Source organism: Streptomyces sp. NPDC046465 (assembly GCF_040646035.1).
GTDB lineage: Bacteria > Actinomycetota > Actinomycetes > Streptomycetales > Streptomycetaceae > Streptomyces.
In genome coordinates this window covers 1-17,181 of the sequence record NZ_JBEYZK010000024.1, presented here as the reverse complement: position 1 = coordinate 17,181, position 17,181 = coordinate 1, and the positions used below count along the sequence as shown (strand labels likewise).

Sequence of the window (17,181 nt, the reverse complement as noted above, 5' to 3'; positions counted from 1 at the left end):
CAGCGCGTACGACCAGCGCGTACGACGCGTACGGCAGCGCAGCGTCAGGCAGCGGCCCGGAACGCGAACCGCACCGAGGTCTGCTCCTCCGACAGCTGCCACAGCCGACGGCAGGTCTCGGCGTCGGAGGCCCTCGGGGCGAGTTCCACGACCTTCGGGGAGCCGCGCAGCTCTCCCATGCCGTCGGGCCCGATGAACTGTCCACCGGCCACGTTCGGCGCGGTCGCCGCGTACAGCTGGGACAGCGCGCCCTGGTCGGGGGACTGGGCGAGCGGCTTGAGGAGGCCGCCGAACAGGAACTTCACCATGCCGACCGGCGAGCTCGTCTGCAGGTTGGTCGCGGTGTAGCCGGGGTGCGCGAGCACGCTGCGCACCGGGCTTCCGGCCGCGGTCAGCCGCTGGTGGAGCTCCCACCCGAAGACGGCGTTGGCGAGCTTCGACTGGTTGTAGTAGCCCATGGGCGAGTACTTGCGCTCGCCGGTGAGGTCGTCGAAGAAGATGGTGCCCTGCCGGTGGTTGGGCGAACTCACCGTCACCACACGGGGGTTGTCACCGGCTTCGAGAAGGTCGATCAGCAGGCCGGTGAGCGCGAAGTGGCCGAGGTGGTTGGCGGCGAACTGCACTTCGTAGCCCTGCGCGTTGAGCGTGCGGGGCGGAGCCATCAGACCGGCATTGTTGATGAGCACGTCCAGGTGCGCACGGTCGGCGTGCAGCTTCTCGGAGAAGGAGCGGACCGAGTCGAGGTCGGCCAGGTCGACTTGGCGCACCTCGAGCCGGGCGCCCGGGTGCTCGGCGGTGATCTCCGCGACCGCGCGACGCCCCTTGGCCTCGTCCCGTACGGCAAGGATCACGTGAGCGCCCTTGCGGGCGAGCGCGCGCGTGGTCGCCAGGCCGAGGCCGCTGTTGGCCCCGGTGACGACGACGACGCGGTTGCTCTGGTCGGGGATCTGCTCGGCGGTCCAGCTCTGATTGCTCATGCGGCACAAGCTGCCTCACATGGCATTGAGTGTCAAGCCGATACTTGATGCCATCGAAGGCATGGCGTATACGATGGAAAGGTGACTACCCGCCCTGAAGTGAGCCTGGCCCAACGCAAGCGTCAGCTCGTCTCGGACGAACTGACCGGAGCGGCGCTGAAGCTCCTTGCCCGGAAGGGGTTCGACGCGGTCACGATCGACGAGATCGTGGCCGCCGCCGGTGTGTCCAAGCGGACGTTCTTCCGGTACTTCGCGTCCAAGGAGGACGTGGTCATCCAGTTCCTGGCCGAGATGGGCACGGGCATGCGCGCGGAACTGGCGGGCCGCCCCGCCCAGGAGCCGCCGTCGGTGGCGCTGCGGCACACCGTCCGCGTCCCCCTCGACGCTTGCGCGGGCCACGCCGAACAGGCCCTGAGCGTCGTACGGTTGGTCCTGGACACACCCGCCCTGCTCGCCCGCTTCCTGGAGCGCCAGGCGCAGTGGCGCGACGGCCTCGCGCGAGAACTGGCCGACCGCGTGGGCCAGGACGCCGACACGGATCTGTATCCGTATGTGGCCGCGGGAATCGCTCTGTCGGCGTTCGACGCGGTACTCCAACGCTGGAGCGAGAGCGACGGCTCCGAGGACCCGGCCGCACTGACCGACCGAGTCTTCACGGTCATCGCACCGGCGCTGGACAACTCGGCTCGGGGGTAGGCGGGTTGGCGGCGTGAGGGATAGCGGCGTGAGGGATAACGGCGTCCGGGTCTCCGTCACGTCTACGCGCGGGCCAAAGCGGCCGGGCCGCCCCGGGGACACGGGCCACCGGGAGGTCGAATGGCGCGGCCACGCCCGACGCGACCACCCACCCTGGCCGACGAACAAGCCGCGCCCAGGGCCTAGTTGACGCCTTCACTCAACTGGACCAAGCCGGTCAGCAACTCACCGCAACCGACTCAGCCGCAGCCTCCCCCCTCATCCCTCATCCCTCATCCCTCATCCCTCATCCGCGGCGGAGGCTCGCCCCCACCCGGGCACCCGGACCCCCTGGGACCGCCCCAACCGGCCAGGGCGACGCCCCGCCCGAACCCGCCCGACCGTCCGTCAGGACACCCGCACGGCCCGGCGGCCCGCTATCCGGCAGCCGACGCAGTCCGGGTGTCCGGCACGCGCGGCGGCGTCCCGGATGCCGAGGCCGCGGTGGGCCGTCGGCCTGATGCCCGGCGGCTTGCCCCACCCTGCGAGATGCAGGATCCACGTGACGAGCACGGCCAGCACCATCACGCCGAGCCCGAGCCAGATCCCCGGCGTCCAGCCGACCACACCGAATCCGGCGGCCAGCGCCCCCACCGCCCCGAGGGCACACCCGGTCCACCCCGCGACCGTGTGGCCGTCGTCGTGCGTGCTCACGTACTGCCTCCCCGTGCTCGTGCATCCACCTACAATGACTTAGCAAGTAAGCAATTTACCTTACGTTCTAAGGGGTTCTCAATGGCGGGCAAGCGCCGACCCAGCCCCTCCAGCCCCTCCGCGGCCGACGCGATCAGCGCACTGGACGACCTGGTCACGACGAGCCTCGTGGGCCAGCAGGAGTTCGCCAAGAACCTCGGTCTCAGCGTCACGGACCTCGTCTGCTTCGCGTACATCCTGCGGGCCGGGGACTCCCCGGTCACCGCGGGCGATCTGGCCGGACGCGCGCATGTGACGACGGGTGCGGTGACCGGCATCCTCAACCGCCTGGAACGCGGCGGGTTCGTGACCCGCCGCCCCGACCCCACCGACCGGCGCCGGGTGCACGTCACCGCTCTGCCGGACGCCGCCGAGCGCGTACGAAGCGTCTACGAACCGTACAACGCGCGCCTCGCGGAGCTCTTCGCCGCGTACACGCCCGAGGAGATCGAGCTGCTCACCGACTGGTGCACCCGCGCAGGCACGCTGGCCCGCTCGTACCTGGAGGACTCCTGCGAAGAGTGACGCGACGCGCGATACCCGGCCCGACACCCGGTCAGGACGCACCGCTCACACTCACCCGCGCCCCTCGACCAGCCCGGACTCCCAGGCCCAAGCGGCGATCTCCACACGATTACGTGCGGACAACTTGCTCTGCACGTTGGTGAGATGGGTTTTCACCGTGCCCACCGAGATGGACAGCTCGACGGCGATCTCCGCGTTGGTCAGTCCTCTGGCCACCAGGCGCACCAGCCCCTCCTCCCGCGCGGACAGCGCGGTGTGCGGCTCCCGAGAGGCGGGCGCGGCGCTGTTGAGGCGCCGCAGGAGCCGGACGGTGATGGCCGGGCTCACCAGCGCCTCGCCGGAGGCGGCCGCCCTGATGGCCTCGACGAGCAGAGCGGGGCCGGAGTCCTTGATCAGGAATCCGGAAGCCCCTTCGCTCAGGGCCCGTTGCACGTACTCGTCGTCGTCGAACGTCGTGACCACGACGACCTTCGGCGGATTCACGGTGCCGGGACGGGTCAGCCTGCGTAGCGCCTCCAGGCCGTCCATACGGGGCATGCGGATGTCCATGAGGACCACGTCGGGCCGGTGCCGCTCGGCGAGTTCCACGGCGTGCACCCCGTCCGTTGCCTCCCCGACGACGTCGATGTCGTCCTCGGCGGCCAGAATCATCGCGAACCCGGCACGGACCATGGCCTGATCGTCGGCGATCAGCACGCGGATCGTCATGAGCCCGTCACCTTTGCCGAGGTCGAGGCCACAGACGCCCCCACCGACACGGGCGAGACAGGCGACACGGGCGACACGGGAAGCACCGCCTCGACGCCCCACCCACCCCCCGTGACCGGCCCCGCCTGAACGGTCCCACCGATCAAGCCCACGCGCTCAGCCAGCCCCGTAAGGCCGAACCCGCCGCCGGACACGTGGCGCGGCCGCCCGTCGTCAACGACCCGTACGGTGAGCCGGTCCCCGGAACGGTCCACGCTCACCCGCACCTCGGTGCATCCGAGGGCGTGCTTGCGTGCGTTGGTGAGGGCCTCCATCACCACCCGGTGCGCCGTCGTGGTCACCTCCACCGGCAGGTCGTCGAAGGACCCTTCCAGTTCGAGCCGGCCACGGGCGCCGCCGACGACCGAGAACTCCTCGACGAGCGACCGCAGTTCACCGATACCCGCCAGCGGCGTCAGGGCCACTTCCCCGTCGGCGTCGCGCAGCATCCCCACCATGTGCCGCATCGAGGTCAGCGCCTCCCCGCCCGCCTGCTCGATCCGCCGCAGCGCGGGCGCGACCAGTTCGGGCCGCCGGTCCGCGATCGCCTGGGCTCCCTGTGCCTGTACGACGATGCCGGTCACGTGGTGGGCGACGAAGTCGTGCAGATCCCTGGCGAACTCGGTCCGCTGCTCGAGCCGGAGCGCCGCGGCCTGCCGCCGCCGGTCCACCAGGAGCAGGCGCATCCCGAGGCCGATGCCCAATGCCGTCACCGCGGCCAGGGCGAAGAGCAGCGCCATGATGGTGGTGGACTGCCGCACCGAGACCGACATCGGCCGCAGCACGATCGCCAGCCACAGCACGGGCACGGCCGCCATCGCCCACGACGGCTGCCCGCGCCGGGCGACGATCAGAAGCAACCACGCCAGCGCCGCCGGTTCCGCGAATCCCAACGCCTGCGAGCTGCCCCTCATCTCCAAGTGCAGCCATACCGAGACGCACAGCGACAGGACGCCGAGTACGCAGGCGGCCTTCGGCAGGACCCGGCTGCCGAGCCGGGGCGAGGCGATGACGAGACCGATGGCAAGCAGAGCGCCGGTCAGCTTCGGGGGGCCCTGGTTCACGATCCCGTAGGAACCGGTGCGCCCGTAGAGACCGCCCACCCAGTCCAGCACGACGAGGCCGAGCAGGCCGCCGACAAGGAGCGTCCACACCGGCACGGGCAGTGCTTGCGCCAGCTGCGCCGCACGCCGCTTTCCAGGTGTGGCCCTGGCCGCTCCGGGCGTGGCCCCGGCTATGACCGCTCCGTCCGCCGCCTCCCGCATCTCCCTCACCGGCATCTCCCTGACCGGCATCTCTCTCACCGTCGTCCCTCCGCCGACCGGCCGAAAGTCGGAGCCGGCCGCGCATGATCTGTCTTTCGCCCGATCCGCCGCCGGGCCGTGGCGGAGAAGAGTGGCGTGCACCGGGCGACGACGTCCGCCAATCCTCACCAGGGAGCATGTCATGATCACGGCCGACCGCACCGCGACGGGGATCCCCCGCGAGTGCCGGAGCCCGCGTCGAGGACGTGCTGCCCGCCCGCCGATCACGAGGCGCCCGATCGCCCTCCCCCCACGCGCGCAGGAGTCACACATGCACCACTCGTCCCCTCCCCCGCACTACGGAAGCCATGCGAACCCCGCCCACCCGGCACCGTCCCCGACACCGGGACAGGTAAAGATCCCGGCGATCGAAGCCCACGGCCTCGGCAAGGAGTACCGCCGCGGCTGGGCGTTGCGGGACGTCTCGTTCCGGCTGCCGGCCGGGCGTGTGTGCGGACTCGTCGGCCCCAACGGCGCCGGCAAGAGCACCCTGATGAGCCTGGCCACGAACATGATCCGCCCGACGACCGGCGGCCTGCGGGTGTTCGGCGCGGCGCCGGGGTCGACGGAGGCGGTCCTGCGTACGGCGTTCCTGACCCAGGAGAAGCCGCTGTTCCGGCGCTTCACCGTGGCCGAGACGCTGCGCCTGGGCCGCGAGCTCAACCCGCGCTGGGACCAGGGGGTCGCGGAGGGCATCGTCCACGCGGGCCAGGTGCCGCTGAAGGCGAAGATCGGCACCCTGTCCGGCGGGCAGCGCACCCGGGTCGCCTTCGCCCTGGCCTTCGGGAAGCGCCCCGATCTGCTCATCCTCGACGAGCCGATGTCCGATCTGGACCCGCTGGTACGCCGCGAGCTCATGGCCACCCTGACGGCGGAGGCCGCCCAGCACGGCACGACGGTCCTGGTGTCCTCGCACATGCTCGCCGAGCTGCAGTACATCTGCGACTTCCTGCTCGTCGTCGCGAACGGCGGCCTGCGCCTCGCGGGCGAGGTGAACGAACTGCGCGCCGCACACGCCCTGTTCGCCGTGACGGCAGACGGCTCGTCCCCGGCCCTCGCACCGCACACGGTCATCGAGTCGCACAGCGCCGAGGGCCGTCCGGGCGTCCTGGCGCGCCTCGGCGAACCGGTCAGGTACGGCGGTCAGGCCGAGCCCCCCACCCTCGAGGAGCTCCTCCTCGCCTACCTCCGGTCCCCCGACGCACCGCCCCTCATCGCCTCCAGCGCCCGGGTCGGCGACATCCGCGACACCATCACCCGCGACTGGAAGCAGACGGTGACCGCATGAGCACGCTCACGCACGGCCCGGCCCCCACGGCGCCCCCCGGCCACCCGGACCACGACAGGGGCACCCGGCGATCGTCGTCCACTCCCCGGCTCTCCGGCACGGCGTGGCTCGTCTGGCGCCAGCACCGCGCCGCGTACTGGACGGTCATCGCCCTCACGCTGCTCGGCGTGCTCGCCATGGTCTATCTGCGCGGCCAGCTGATGGACCAGCTCGACGCCCTGGACTCCTCCACGCGGAAGTCCGACGGCCTGCCGCCGGATTTCGAGAAGTACACCAACCGCCTGTCAAGCTTCGGAGGGTTCCTGGGCTACGTCCCCATCCTGGTCGGCGTCTTCCTCGGCGCCCCGCTCGTGGCGGGTGACCTGGAGTCCGGCACCGCCAAGCTGGTGACCTCGCAGTCCGTCAGCCGACTGCGGTGGCTCACCACGAAGTACGCCGTGACCGCGGCGCTGATCGCGCTGTCCACCGCGGTACTCGGCACCGTGTTCAGCTGGTGGTGGAGCCCGCTGAGGGGCCGGGCCGACACCCTGGAATGGACCAGCGGCACGTTCTTCGACAGCACGGGGGTCATGCCGGTCGCCTACGCCCTGCTCACGTTCACCGTGGGCGTCGCGGTCGGCCTGGTCCTGCGCCGCACGCTGGTGTCGATGGTGGTCACGCTCGGCATCGTCGGGGCGATCGGGGTCGTCTGGGACCGGTTCCGGCTGGACCTGGGGCACATCCGGACGGTGAGCACCGAGAGCGGCGTCGGCTCCGGCGCCACACGGCCGGAGCTGCCCACGGAGGCGGTGCAGCAGGGCCAGGGCACGGACTTCCTCACGAGCTCCGGAGCCCACCTGGACTGGACCACCTGCGTCGAGAAGTCGGACAACACCCAGGCACACACCGCCTGCCTGGAGTCGAAGCACGTCGTCGGCTGGTCGATGGACTACCTGCCGGCCTCCCAGATGCACCCGATGCAGTGGCTGGGAGCAGCCATCATGCTCACCATCACCGCCGCGTTCCTAGCTTTCATCATCCCCAAATCCCGCAACCGCCTCCTGTAACCCACCCCGACCAACAGAGGGGCCGACTCCCGACGGAGTCGGCCCTTCAGTAGTGGTAGCGGGCGGCGAGGATGACGATTTCCTTGTCCGTGACGAGGTAGACGAGCCGGTGCTCGTCGTCGATCCGCCTCGACCACGCCCCCGGCAAGTGGTACTTGAGCGGCTCGGGCTTGCCGATCCCCGTGAAGGGATCACGCTTCACGTCCGCGATGAGCTTGTTGATCCGGGCCAGCATCTTGCGGTCGTTCTGGAGCCAGGACGTGTAGTCCTCCCAGCCCTGGTCCTCGAAGACAAGCCTCACTCGGCACCCACGACAGGATCCGCTGCGTCCGGGTCGATCAGCTCGCGCTCCGACACGTTGATGTCGCCCAGGGCATTTTCATATGCCTTGAGCAGTCGCCGTGCGTTCGCGGGCGAGCGCAGCAGGTACGAGCCTTCGCGCAGCGCCGCGTAGTCCTCGGCGGACACGAGCACGGCGTTCCCGTGCTTGGAGACGATCTCAATGGCCTCGTGATCGTCGTTGACCCGCCTGATCAGCGGAAAAAGCGCTTTACGGGCTTCGCTCGCGGTGATCGACACGACCTGACACCTTCCATTAAGTGGTACCTAATAACGTACCACTCACACCCACCCCGTGGGGGCGCGATACATGAGGGCCGGGACACCCGGGCACCACGAAGCCCGGCGTCCAGCTCGGTCGTTGCCTGCACGTCCGCCAAGTTCAGCGGGTGGACGGTCGCCTTGGCCGCACCGCCGAAGATCGGGCACCCGTATGACTGCAGCGCTACCATCACCGGCTGATGGAACGTCCTGGAGGCGAGCGAGATCGCGGAAGGGGCCCCACCCCGAAGAGCCGGACCCCTTCTGACCTGGAACTTGCCAGATCAGCGACGCGACGTAACGCCACGTATCCGCTACACGTTGAAGCGGAACTCCACCACATCCCCGTCCTGCATCACATACTCCTTGCCCTCCATGCGCGCCTTGCCCTTCGCGCGGGCCTCGGCCACCGAGCCCGTTTCGACCAGGTCCTCGAAGGAGATGACCTCAGCCTTGATGAAGCCCTTCTGGAAGTCGGTGTGGATGACACCGGCCGCCTCGGGGGCCGTCGCGCCCTTCTTGATCGTCCAGGCGCGGGATTCCTTGGGGCCTGCCGTGAGGTAGGTCTGGAGGCCGAGCGTGCGGAAGCCGACGTGGGCGAGGGTGGCGAGGCCGGGCTCTTCCTGGCCGACGGACTGGAGGAGTTCGAGGGCCTCCTCGTCGTCGAGCTCCGCGAGGTCCGCCTCCAGCTTGGCGTTGAGGAAGATCGCCTCGGCGGGGGCGACAAGGGCGCTCTGCGCGGCCTTGAAGTCGTCGTCCGTCAGCTCGTCCTCGTCCACGTTGAAGACGTAGAGGAAGGGCTTGGTCGTGAGGAGGTGCAGGTCGTGGAGGAGCTCCTCCTTGCCGGAGCCCTGGACGATACCTGCGGAGAAGAGCGTGTCGCCCTTCTCCAGGATCGCCTGGGCCTCCTCGACCGCCTTCACCTTCGGCGCGACGTCCTTCTTGATGCGCGACTCCTTCTGGAGGCGCGGCAGGACCTTCTCGATGGTCTGGAGGTCGGCGAGGATCAGCTCGGTGTTGATCGTCTCGATGTCGTCCTTGGGCGAGACCTTGCCGTCGACGTGGACGACGTTCTCATCCTTGAAGGCGCGGATGACCTGGCAGATGGCGTCCGACTCGCGGATGTTCGCGAGGAACTTGTTGCCCAGGCCCTCGCCCTCGCTCGCGCCGCGCACGATGCCTGCGATGTCGACGAAGTCGACCGTCGCCGGGAGGACCTTCTGCGAGGAGAAGATCTCGGCCAGTTTCGTGAGGCGGGGGTCGGGGACGCCGACCACGCCCACGTTCGGCTCGATCGTCGCGAACGGGTAGTTGGCCGCAAGGACGTCGTTCTTGGTCAGGGCGTTGAACAGGGTCGACTTGCCGACATTCGGCAGACCGACGATTCCGATCGTGAGCGACACGTTGCGACTTCCCGTACGTGAGGGCTGTGGGTGGACGGCCCGGAGGGCCGGAGCGACCGTGGGGCGATCCCCCAGTCTACGGCGTGCCGCCGACGCCCCCGTCGGCCCGTCGCCGCCCCCTCGAACGCATGGCCAAGGTCGACCCAAAGGCGTGTCCCGCATCGGGTTCGGCGCGCTGTCCCGCCTAGGTTGGTCCAGTGGAGCAACACAGGACGCGTCCCCCTCAGTCCGCCCCCCGGACCACCTCACCGGCGCGGCCCCGCCGAACCGCCCCGCTGCCCCCGCAGAGCCGGCCCGCCTCGGCAGGCGCGGTGTACCGGAGCGCGCCACGTCCGCGTCGCCCCGCCCCGCCGTTCGTCCTGGCACTGCGCCGGACCCCGCTCTACCGGACGCTGCGGCGGATTCCGAACCCCCGCCTCACCGGGCTCGGCAGCGGGCTCTTCTGCACCGCCGTGATGTTCCTGCTCGCCTGTCTGCTGCGCCTGGTCGCGGGCGGTTCCGTCGTCGCGTACGGCGTGCTGTTCCTGCCCGTGGCCGCGCTCACCGCCCTGTGGGTGCGCCCGGCCGACCTGGTCACCGCCCCGGTGGGCGTGCCGATCGCCTTCGCGGCCGGGGTGCTGCCCATCTCCGAGGGGTCGGACGGGTTCGGCGGCCAGGTCATGGGGCTCGTGACGACGCTGGCGTTCCACGCGGGCTGGCTGTACGGGGGGACGCTCGTCGCCGGACTGATCGTGACCGTACGCCGGATCCGGCTGATGACGCTGCGGCGGCAGGGCCGCACCGCGCAGCGCCCGGCCGGTGGTGGGGGCGGCAGCGGTGGCGGTGGCGGTGGCGGCAAGCGCGTGCCCGCCGCCTGAGCCTCGCGCCGAGGGACGAGGGACGAGGGACAGGAACGAAGACCGAGGATTACGCCTCTGCCGCCGCCATCGCCGCGCCCACGATGCCCGCGTCGTTCTGCAGCTGGGCCGGGACGATCTCCGCCGAGATGCCCTCGATGAGCGGCAGGAACTTGTGCGCCTTGCGGCTCACCCCGCCGCCGATGATGAACAGCTCCGGCGAGAACAGCATCTCCACGTGCGCGAGGTACTTCTGGACGCGGCGCGCCCAGTGCTCCCAGCTCAGGTCCTCGTCCTCGCGCGCCTTGGACGATGCCTTCTTCTCCGCGTCGTGGCCGCGCAGTTCGAGGTGGCCGAGCTCGGTGTTCGGGACCAGGCGGCCACCGGTGAAGAGCGCGCTGCCGATGCCCGTGCCGAGGGTCAGCAGGATGACCGTGCCCTTGCGGTCACGGCCCGCGCCGAAGTGCATCTCGGCGACGCCCGCCGCGTCCGCGTCGTTCAGGACCGTGACGGAGGCGCCGCCCAGCCGGTCGGAGACCAGCTTCTGGATGTCCGTACCGATCCAGCTCTTGTCGACGTTGGCGGCGGTGCGGGCCGTGCCGCCGGTGATCACGCCGGGGAAGGTCGCCCCGATGGGGCCCTTCCAGCCGAAGTGCTCGACCACCTCGCGCACGCCCTCGACCACGGCCTCCGGCGTCGCCGGATGCGGGGTCAGCACCTTGTGCCGCTCTTGCGTCAGGTCTCCACGGTCCAGGTCCACGGGCGCGCCCTTGATCCCTGATCCGCCGATGTCCACACCGAAGATCTGCATGGCTCCCACCGTACGACGCCCTCGGCCCCTGCGGCGCGCTCAGCCCTGTGACAGCTCGGCCGCCTCGGCGCGCAGGTCCCTGCGGAGCTCCTTGGGGAGGGAGAAGGTGATGGACTCCTCGGCGGTCTTCACCGTCTCCACGTCGCCGTATCCCCGCTCGGCCAGCCACTCGATGACGCCGTCCACCAGAACGTCCGGCACGGAGGCGCCCGAGGTCAGGCCGACCGTGGTCACGCCCTCCAGCCAGGCCTCGTCGATCTCGTCGGCGTTGTCGACGAGGTACGAGGCGGCGGCGCCCGCGTCCAGGGCGACCTCGACCATGCGGATGGAGTTCGAGGAGTTCTTGGAGCCGACGACGATGACCAGCTCGGCGTCCTCGGCGAGCTTCTTGACCGCGATCTGGCGGTTCTGCGTGGCGTAGCAGATGTCGTCGCTGGGCGGCGAGAGCAGGTTCGGGAACTTGCCCTTGAGGGCGTCGACCGTCTCCATCGTCTCGTCCACGGAGAGCGTGGTCTGGGAGAGCCAGACGACCTTGTCCGGGTCGCGGACCTCGACGTTCGCGACGTCCTCGGGGCCGTCGACCAGCGTGATGTGGTCGGGCGCCTCACCGGACGTGCCGATGACCTCCTCGTGGCCCTCGTGACCGATCAGGAGGATGTCGAAGTCGTCCTTGGCGTACCGGACCGCTTCCTTGTGGACCTTGGTGACCAGCGGGCACGTGGCGTCGATGGTGGCGAGCTTGCGCTCGGCGGCCTCCGCGTGGACGGTCGGGGCCACGCCGTGCGCGGAGAACATGACGATGGAACCCTCGGGGACCTCCACCGTCCGGTCGACGAAGATCGCGCCCTTCTTCTCCAGCGTCTGCACCACGTATTTGTTGTGGACGATCTCGTGGCGGACATAGATCGGGGCCCCGTACTGCTCCAGGGCCTTCTCGACGGCGATCACGGCACGGTCCACGCCGGCGCAGTAGCCACGGGGAGCGGCGAGCAGGACACGGCGGGTGCCAGGCGTTGCAGTCATGCCCACCATCGTAAGGCCGCGTCCAGCGCGTCAAAGATCGCCCGGTTGGAGAGACTGGAGAGACTGGGGGCCTGCGCAGATCTACGGAGGCACGATGTCTGGTCAGTCCGCCAGTACGGGAGCCCATGCCGGGCCCGACGGGTCCGCCGGGGGTGAGGGGCTGCGGCGAAGTCTCGGCTTCCGTGACCTCGTCGTCTACGGTCTGCTCTTCATCGCCCCCATGGCACCGGTCGGCGTCTTCGGAACGCTCGATGCGAAGTCGCACGGCGCCGTCGCCCTCGTCTACCTGGTCGCCACGGTCGCGATGGCGTTCACCGCGTTCAGTTACGCGCAGATGGTGCGGGTGGTCCCCCAGGCGGGGTCCGTGTTCGCCTACGCGCGCGCGGGGCTCGGCAAGGGCCCCGGGTTCATCGCCGGATGGATGGCGATGCTCGACTACCTCCTCATTCCGGCGGTCGCCTACCTCTTCTCCGGCATCGCCATGAACTCGCTGGTGCCGTCGGTGTCCCGGTGGGTGTGGACGGCGCTCGCGGTGCTCATCACGACCGCGCTCAACCTGTGGGGCGTGCGGGCGGCGGCCCGGGTGGGCTTCGCGGTGCTCGCCATGGAGGTCGTGGTGCTGCTGGTCTTCATCGTGGCGGCCGTGGTCGTACTGGTACGGGACGGGGCGCAGCGCGACTGGCTCTCGCCGCTGACGGGTGACGGCTCGCAGGGCGCGTTCGCGCTGTCGGCGGTGGTCGGCGCGGTGTCGATCGCCGTCCTGTCGTACCTGGGCTTCGACGCCATCGCGTCCTTCGCGGAGGAGGTGACGGGCGGGTCGGCGAAGGTCGCGCGGGCGGTGCTCGTGTGTCTGACGCTCGCGGGCTTCCTGTTCATCCTCCAGACGTATCTGGTGGCCCTCCTGGAGCCGCTGTCGTCGGCCGAGCTCGCGGCGGAGCCGGGCAAGCAGGGCACGGCGTTCTACGACGCGGTGGACTCGGCGGCCGGTACGTGGCTGCACGATCTGGTGGCCGCGAGCAAGGCGATCGGCGCGGCGTTCGCGGCGCTGGCCGGACAGGCCGCCGCGGGACGGCTGCTCTTCGCGATGGCCCGTGAGCGGCGGCTGCCGAAGGTCCTGGCCAGGACGTACTCCGGGACGCCTCGGGTGGCGTTGCTGTGTGCGGCGGTCGTGACGTTGGTGGCGGCGGTGTGGGCGGCGCGACGGGACGACGGCATGGACCACCTCGTGTCGGTGGTCGACATCGGGGCCCTCACGGCGTTTCTGCTGCTGCATGCGAGTGTCGTGGGGTGGTTCGTGGTGCGGTACCGGGGGGCCGGGGGCGCCGAGGGGGCCGAGTCCGGCTTCAGCTGGTGGCGGCATTTGCTGATCCCCGTGCTCGGGGCGGCGATTGTGGTGGCGGTCATCTGGGAGGCGTCGGGGGCGGCGCAGGTGGTGGGGGCGGTTTGGTTGGGGGTGGGGTTGGTGGTGCTTGTCGCCCAACGGGCGGGGGCCTCCCGGCTGGGGTGACCGTGGGGGGGGTGGGGGCGGTTCAGTTTCTGGTGCGGGTGGTGGGTGGCTGCTCGCGCAGTTCCCCGCGCCCCTGATCGGGGGCCTGGCGTGCGGACTCTTGTGCCGGTCGTACGGGGTTGGTCGCGCCGTTCCCCGCGCCCCTGATCGGAGGCCCGCACCACCGATCCCCGTGCCGGTCGCACGGGGGTGCTCGCGCCGTTCCCCGCGCCCCTGATCGGAGGCCCGCACCACCGCCCCCCGTGCCGGTCGCACGTGGGTGCTCGCGCCGTTCCCCGCGCCCCTGATCGGAGACCCGCACCACCGATCCCCGTGCCGGTCGTACGTGGGTGCTCGCGCCGTTCCCCGCGACCCCGTCAGAGCGGGGGAGGTGTCGGACCCGGCGGCTACGCTCGGGGTATGGCTCTCAATACGTCCCCGGACGCGCCGCTTCCCGTCGGGGAGGTGTCGCGGCTCATCGGTGGGTGGATCGATCGGCTCGGTGCCATCTGGGTCGAGGGGCAGATCACGCAGCTGTCCCGCAGGCCCGGTGCCGGTGTCGTCTTCATGACGTTGCGCGATCCCTCGCACGACATCTCCGTCAGCGTCACCTGCTACCGCCAGGTGTTCGACGCGGTGGCGGACGTCGTCTCCGAGGGCGCCCGCGTCGTCGTACGCGCCAAGCCCGAGTGGTACGAACGGCGGGGGCAGCTGTCGCTGCGGGCCGCCGAGATAAAGCCGGTCGGCGTCGGTGAACTGCTCGCGCGGATCGAGCAGTTGAAGAAGAGCCTCGCCGCGGAGGGGCTCTTCGCTCCCGAGCGCAAGAAGACGCTGCCGTTCCTGCCGCAGCTCATCGGGCTCGTCACCGGCCGCGCCTCCGCCGCCGAGCGGGACGTCCTGGAGAACGCCCGGCACCGCTGGCCCGCCGTCCGCTTCGAGGTGCGCAACGTCCCCGTCCAGGGCGTGCACGCCGTGCCCCAGGTCGTGCAGGCCGTGAAGGACCTCGACGGTCACGACGAGGTCGACGTGATCATCGTGGCGCGCGGCGGCGGCAGCGTGGAAGATCTGCTGCCGTTCTCGGACGAGCAGCTCGTGCGGGCCGTCGCCTCCTGCCGTACGCCCGTCGTCTCCGCGATCGGGCACGAGCCGGACAACCCCCTGCTCGACCACGTGGCCGACCTGCGCGCCTCCACCCCGACCGACGCGGCCAAGAAGGTCGTGCCGGACGTCGGCGAGGAGCACGAGCGCGTGCAGTGGCTCAGGGACCGCGCCCGGCGCAGTGTCGACGCCTTCCTCGACCGCGAGGCCCGCGGCCTGGCCCACGCCCTGGCCCGCCCCTGCATGGAGCATCCGCACCGCATGGTCGAGGAGCGCGAGGAGCAGGTCGCGGCGCTCGTCGACCGCAGCCGCCGCACGCTCGGGCACCTCCTCGACCGGGCCGGGTCCGAGCTGACGCACACGCACGCGCGCGTGGTGGCCCTCTCCCCCGCCGCGACCCTCCAGAGGGGGTACGCGGTACTGCAGAAGCCGGACGGCACCGTGGTCCGGGCGCCGGGTGAGGTCGCCGTCGACGAGGAGTTGCGGGCGCGCGTCGCCGAGGGCTCCTTCACCGTACGGACGACGCAGACGGATACCGCCCGGCAGGCCGGTCACACAGACGACGCGAACCATACGAATAACGCCGAGAATTAGGGTGGGCGCATGACCAGCAAGACGGACGAGGCCGCGGTCCCCACGGACGCGCTCGGCTACGAGCAGGCGCGGGACGAGCTGATCGAGGTCGTACGCCGCCTGGAGACCGGCGGGACGACCCTGGAGGAGTCGCTCGCGCTGTGGGAGCGCGGCGAGGAGCTGGCGAAGGTCTGCCGCCGCTGGCTGGACGGCGCGCGGGCGCGGCTCGACGCGGCCCTGGCGGGGCCGGACGCGGACGACGAGCCGGGTGCCGCTCGGGACGCCTGAGGCCTCACCGCCAGAAACAGCCGTGACCTGCGGTTTGTGAACCGGATCACGCAGGTCCGGTTTTAATTGAAAGTTGAACAGTGGCGGCGTACTGTCGTGTTTGCGAGCCCGGTGACGGGTTTGGCAGACACCCCCCGTACGTTCAAGAAGGTTGATCCATGTCTCTCGTACTTGACCCCGCCGCCCAGGACCTGCTCTTCCGCGAGGCCCGCACCGCGAACACCTTCACCGACGAGCCGGTCACCGAGGAGCAGGTCCAGGCGATCTACGACCTGGTCAAGTACGGCCCGACCGCGTTCAACCAGTCGCCGCTGCGCGTCACCCTCGTCCGCTCCCCCGAGGCCCGCGAGCGCCTGGTGCAGCACATGGCCGAGGGCAACCGTCCGAAGACGTCGACCGCGCCGCTCGTCGCGATCCTCTCCGCGGACAACGAGTTCCACGAGGAGCTCCCGGCGCTGTTCCCGCACTTCCCGCAGGCCAAGGACGCCTTCTTCTCGGAGCGCCCGGTCCGCGAGCAGGCCGCCCTGGTCAACGCCACGCTGCAGGCCGGCTACTTCATCGTCGGCGTCCGCGCCGCCGGGCTCGCCGCGGGCCCGATGACCGGCTTCGACTTCGCCGGCGTCCAGAAGGAGTTCCTGGACGACGACCACACCCCGCTGATGGTCGTCAACATCGGCAAGCCGGGCGACGACGCCTGGTTCCCGCGCTCCCCGCGCCTGGCCTTCGACGACGTCATCACGACGGTCTGACACCCCCGTACGCACGCGCGAAGGGCCCCCGGCACACCGCCGGGGGCCCTTCGCGTACGCGCGCCCGTAATCGGAACACGCGATACACGCGATTCACGCGATTCACGCGATTCACGCGATCAAGACATCTTCAGCGACTCGGCCATCTTCGTCAGCTGCCCGAAGGACGCCGTGCCGGTGATCACCGTCGTCGCGCCCTTCTCGCCGCTCACCAGGGCGTTGTACTTCGGGCCCTCGTACCGCTGCCAGGTGCGGCCGCCGATCTCGTCGGTGGCCTTGGTCTTCGAGGCCTTCTGCGTGACGTCCTTGATGAACGCGGCGGGCTTGCCGGTGGACTGCTCGATCGCGACGTACTCCTCGTCCGGATCGAGGAAGCCCAGGTGCCAGGTGTCGTCCTCGGCGCCGTTGAACCGCACCGACGTCGGCTTCCACGCCTTGGGGAGGCCCTCGGGCGCCGCCACCGGATACGCCGCCGCTCGCCGGGCCGTCAGGAGCTCCACCCGGTAGTCGACCCGCTTGACGGCGGTTTTGGACTCGTCATGCGGGACGAAGATGTAGATCACGCCCGCGGCGAGGGCGATCACCACCAACGACCAGAGCATGTTCTTGACGGTCTGAGTGCCTTGTCTTCCTGCCACGCCCCCATGGTCTCAGGCGCCACCCGCACTTCTTCCCCCGGTGCCTCTGTTGGTGCCTCTGTTGGTGTCTCGGTCGGTGCCTCCGTCAGGGCCCCTGGCCTGTCCCACCCGCTCATGCGTGGGGCCCTCTGCTCATTTTGTCGGCCTACGGATAGAGTCGTTCACAATCCCTCACCCGGCATCCGGCCGTCGTCGTATCAGCAGAAAGGTGCGCTCCGATGACCGAGCATCATCTCCCGTCCGAGCTCGAAGTCTCTCCCGAGGCCCCCGACCGCAACCTCGCCCTGGAGCTCGTCCGGGTCACCGAGGCCGCCGCCATGGCCGCGGGCCGCTGGGTCGGCCGCGGCGACAAGAACGGCGC

The 17,181-nt window shown here is 70.4% G+C and carries 20 protein-coding genes; 10 read left to right on the top strand and 10 right to left on the bottom strand.

What is annotated here, in order from left to right; all coding sequences use genetic code 11:
• Positions 1-44 precede the first annotated feature (44 nt).
• Complete coding sequence (locus ABZ953_RS31295; RefSeq protein WP_361730885.1) at positions 45-977, bottom strand: oxidoreductase; 933 nt, start codon at positions 975-977, stop codon at positions 45-47.
• Positions 978-1,058: 81 nt separating this feature from the next.
• Here ABZ953_RS31295 and ABZ953_RS31290 point away from each other — a divergent pair, with 81 nt between their 5' ends.
• Positions 1,059-1,673, top strand: coding sequence for a TetR family transcriptional regulator (locus tag ABZ953_RS31290; protein ID WP_361730882.1), 615 nt, complete (start codon positions 1,059-1,061; stop codon positions 1,671-1,673).
• Between the two features lie 387 nt (positions 1,674-2,060).
• Here ABZ953_RS31290 and ABZ953_RS31285 read toward each other — a convergent pair whose 3' ends face one another.
• Positions 2,061-2,366, bottom strand: coding sequence for an HGxxPAAW family protein (locus tag ABZ953_RS31285; RefSeq protein WP_361730879.1), 306 nt, complete (start codon positions 2,364-2,366; stop codon positions 2,061-2,063).
• Positions 2,367-2,447: 81 nt separating this feature from the next.
• Here ABZ953_RS31285 and ABZ953_RS31280 point away from each other — a divergent pair, with 81 nt between their 5' ends.
• Complete coding sequence (locus ABZ953_RS31280; protein WP_361730876.1) at positions 2,448-2,930, top strand: MarR family transcriptional regulator; 483 nt, start codon at positions 2,448-2,450, stop codon at positions 2,928-2,930.
• Positions 2,931-2,981: 51 nt separating this feature from the next.
• On the opposite strand, the gene ABZ953_RS31275 is transcribed toward ABZ953_RS31280, so the two are convergent.
• Positions 2,982-3,638, bottom strand: coding sequence for a response regulator transcription factor (locus ABZ953_RS31275; RefSeq protein ID WP_361730873.1), 657 nt, complete (start codon positions 3,636-3,638; stop codon positions 2,982-2,984).
• Complete coding sequence (locus ABZ953_RS31270) at positions 3,635-4,942, bottom strand: histidine kinase (RefSeq protein WP_361731082.1); 1,308 nt, start codon at positions 4,940-4,942, stop codon at positions 3,635-3,637. Before ABZ953_RS31270 ends, ABZ953_RS31275 begins: the two co-directional genes overlap by 4 nt.
• A gap of 310 nt (positions 4,943-5,252) precedes the next feature.
• Here ABZ953_RS31270 and ABZ953_RS31265 point away from each other — a divergent pair, with 310 nt between their 5' ends.
• Together ABZ953_RS31265 and ABZ953_RS31260 are read left to right on the top strand one after the other, a co-directional pair.
• Positions 5,253-6,269: an ABC transporter ATP-binding protein gene (locus tag ABZ953_RS31265; protein ID WP_361730870.1), complete on the top strand. Its 1,017-nt coding sequence runs from the start codon at positions 5,253-5,255 to the stop codon at positions 6,267-6,269.
• Entirely contained in the window at positions 6,266-7,315 is a 1,050-nt protein-coding gene (locus tag ABZ953_RS31260) for an ABC transporter permease (protein WP_361730867.1), read from the top strand. The genes ABZ953_RS31265 and ABZ953_RS31260 overlap by 4 nt, the downstream gene beginning before the upstream one ends.
• Positions 7,316-7,361: 46 nt before the next feature.
• Here the strand turns inward: ABZ953_RS31260 and ABZ953_RS31255 are convergent, their stop codons facing one another.
• The 3 genes from ABZ953_RS31255 to ychF all read right to left on the bottom strand — a co-directional run bounded on the left by ABZ953_RS31255 (position 7,362) and on the right by ychF (position 9,318).
• The gene (locus tag ABZ953_RS31255) at positions 7,362-7,616 is read right to left on the bottom strand and encodes a Txe/YoeB family addiction module toxin (protein WP_361730864.1); all 255 of its coding nucleotides are present in this window, start codon (positions 7,614-7,616) and stop codon (positions 7,362-7,364) included.
• Positions 7,613-7,894: a type II toxin-antitoxin system prevent-host-death family antitoxin gene (locus ABZ953_RS31250; RefSeq protein ID WP_361730861.1), complete on the bottom strand. Its 282-nt coding sequence runs from the start codon at positions 7,892-7,894 to the stop codon at positions 7,613-7,615. The genes ABZ953_RS31255 and ABZ953_RS31250 overlap by 4 nt, the downstream gene beginning before the upstream one ends.
• Positions 7,895-8,229: 335 nt before the next feature.
• Complete coding sequence (ychF, locus tag ABZ953_RS31245; protein WP_361730858.1) at positions 8,230-9,318, bottom strand: redox-regulated ATPase YchF; 1,089 nt, start codon at positions 9,316-9,318, stop codon at positions 8,230-8,232.
• Between the two features lie 359 nt (positions 9,319-9,677).
• Here ychF and ABZ953_RS31240 point away from each other — a divergent pair, with 359 nt between their 5' ends.
• The gene (locus tag ABZ953_RS31240; protein ID WP_361731079.1) at positions 9,678-10,175 is read left to right on the top strand and encodes a DUF6542 domain-containing protein; all 498 of its coding nucleotides are present in this window, start codon (positions 9,678-9,680) and stop codon (positions 10,173-10,175) included.
• A gap of 49 nt (positions 10,176-10,224) precedes the next feature.
• Here the strand turns inward: ABZ953_RS31240 and ppgK are convergent, their stop codons facing one another.
• Both ppgK and ABZ953_RS31230 read right to left on the bottom strand, forming a co-directional pair.
• A complete protein-coding gene (gene ppgK, locus ABZ953_RS31235; protein WP_361730855.1) occupies positions 10,225-10,965 on the bottom strand; it encodes a polyphosphate--glucose phosphotransferase in 741 nt (246 codons plus the stop codon).
• Positions 10,966-11,004: 39 nt separating this feature from the next.
• On the bottom strand, positions 11,005-11,997 hold the full coding sequence (locus ABZ953_RS31230; protein ID WP_361730852.1) for a 4-hydroxy-3-methylbut-2-enyl diphosphate reductase: 993 nt from the start codon (positions 11,995-11,997) through the stop codon (positions 11,005-11,007).
• Between the two features lie 85 nt (positions 11,998-12,082).
• Here ABZ953_RS31230 and ABZ953_RS31225 point away from each other — a divergent pair, with 85 nt between their 5' ends.
• The 4 genes from ABZ953_RS31225 to ABZ953_RS31210 all read left to right on the top strand — a co-directional run bounded on the left by ABZ953_RS31225 (position 12,083) and on the right by ABZ953_RS31210 (position 16,182).
• On the top strand, positions 12,083-13,495 hold the full coding sequence (locus ABZ953_RS31225; protein WP_361730849.1) for an APC family permease: 1,413 nt from the start codon (positions 12,083-12,085) through the stop codon (positions 13,493-13,495).
• 399 nt (positions 13,496-13,894) lie between these two features.
• Positions 13,895-15,166 carry an exodeoxyribonuclease VII large subunit gene (gene xseA, locus ABZ953_RS31220; protein ID WP_361730846.1) on the top strand — a complete coding sequence of 424 codons (1,272 nt, stop codon included), beginning with the start codon at positions 13,895-13,897 and terminating at the stop codon, positions 15,164-15,166.
• 9 nt (positions 15,167-15,175) lie between these two features.
• A complete protein-coding gene (locus ABZ953_RS31215; protein ID WP_361730843.1) occupies positions 15,176-15,433 on the top strand; it encodes an exodeoxyribonuclease VII small subunit in 258 nt (85 codons plus the stop codon).
• Positions 15,434-15,591: 158 nt separating this feature from the next.
• On the top strand, positions 15,592-16,182 hold the full coding sequence (locus tag ABZ953_RS31210) for a malonic semialdehyde reductase (RefSeq protein ID WP_361730840.1): 591 nt from the start codon (positions 15,592-15,594) through the stop codon (positions 16,180-16,182).
• A gap of 119 nt (positions 16,183-16,301) precedes the next feature.
• On the opposite strand, the gene ABZ953_RS31205 is transcribed toward ABZ953_RS31210, so the two are convergent.
• The gene (locus tag ABZ953_RS31205) at positions 16,302-16,820 is read right to left on the bottom strand and encodes a DUF4245 domain-containing protein (RefSeq protein WP_361730837.1); all 519 of its coding nucleotides are present in this window, start codon (positions 16,818-16,820) and stop codon (positions 16,302-16,304) included.
• A gap of 218 nt (positions 16,821-17,038) precedes the next feature.
• Between ABZ953_RS31205 and ABZ953_RS31200 the strand changes: the two genes are divergently transcribed.
• Positions 17,039-17,181 (top strand): fructose-bisphosphatase class II (locus tag ABZ953_RS31200; RefSeq protein ID WP_358777721.1); only part of this gene is annotated, 143 nt, incomplete at its 3' end.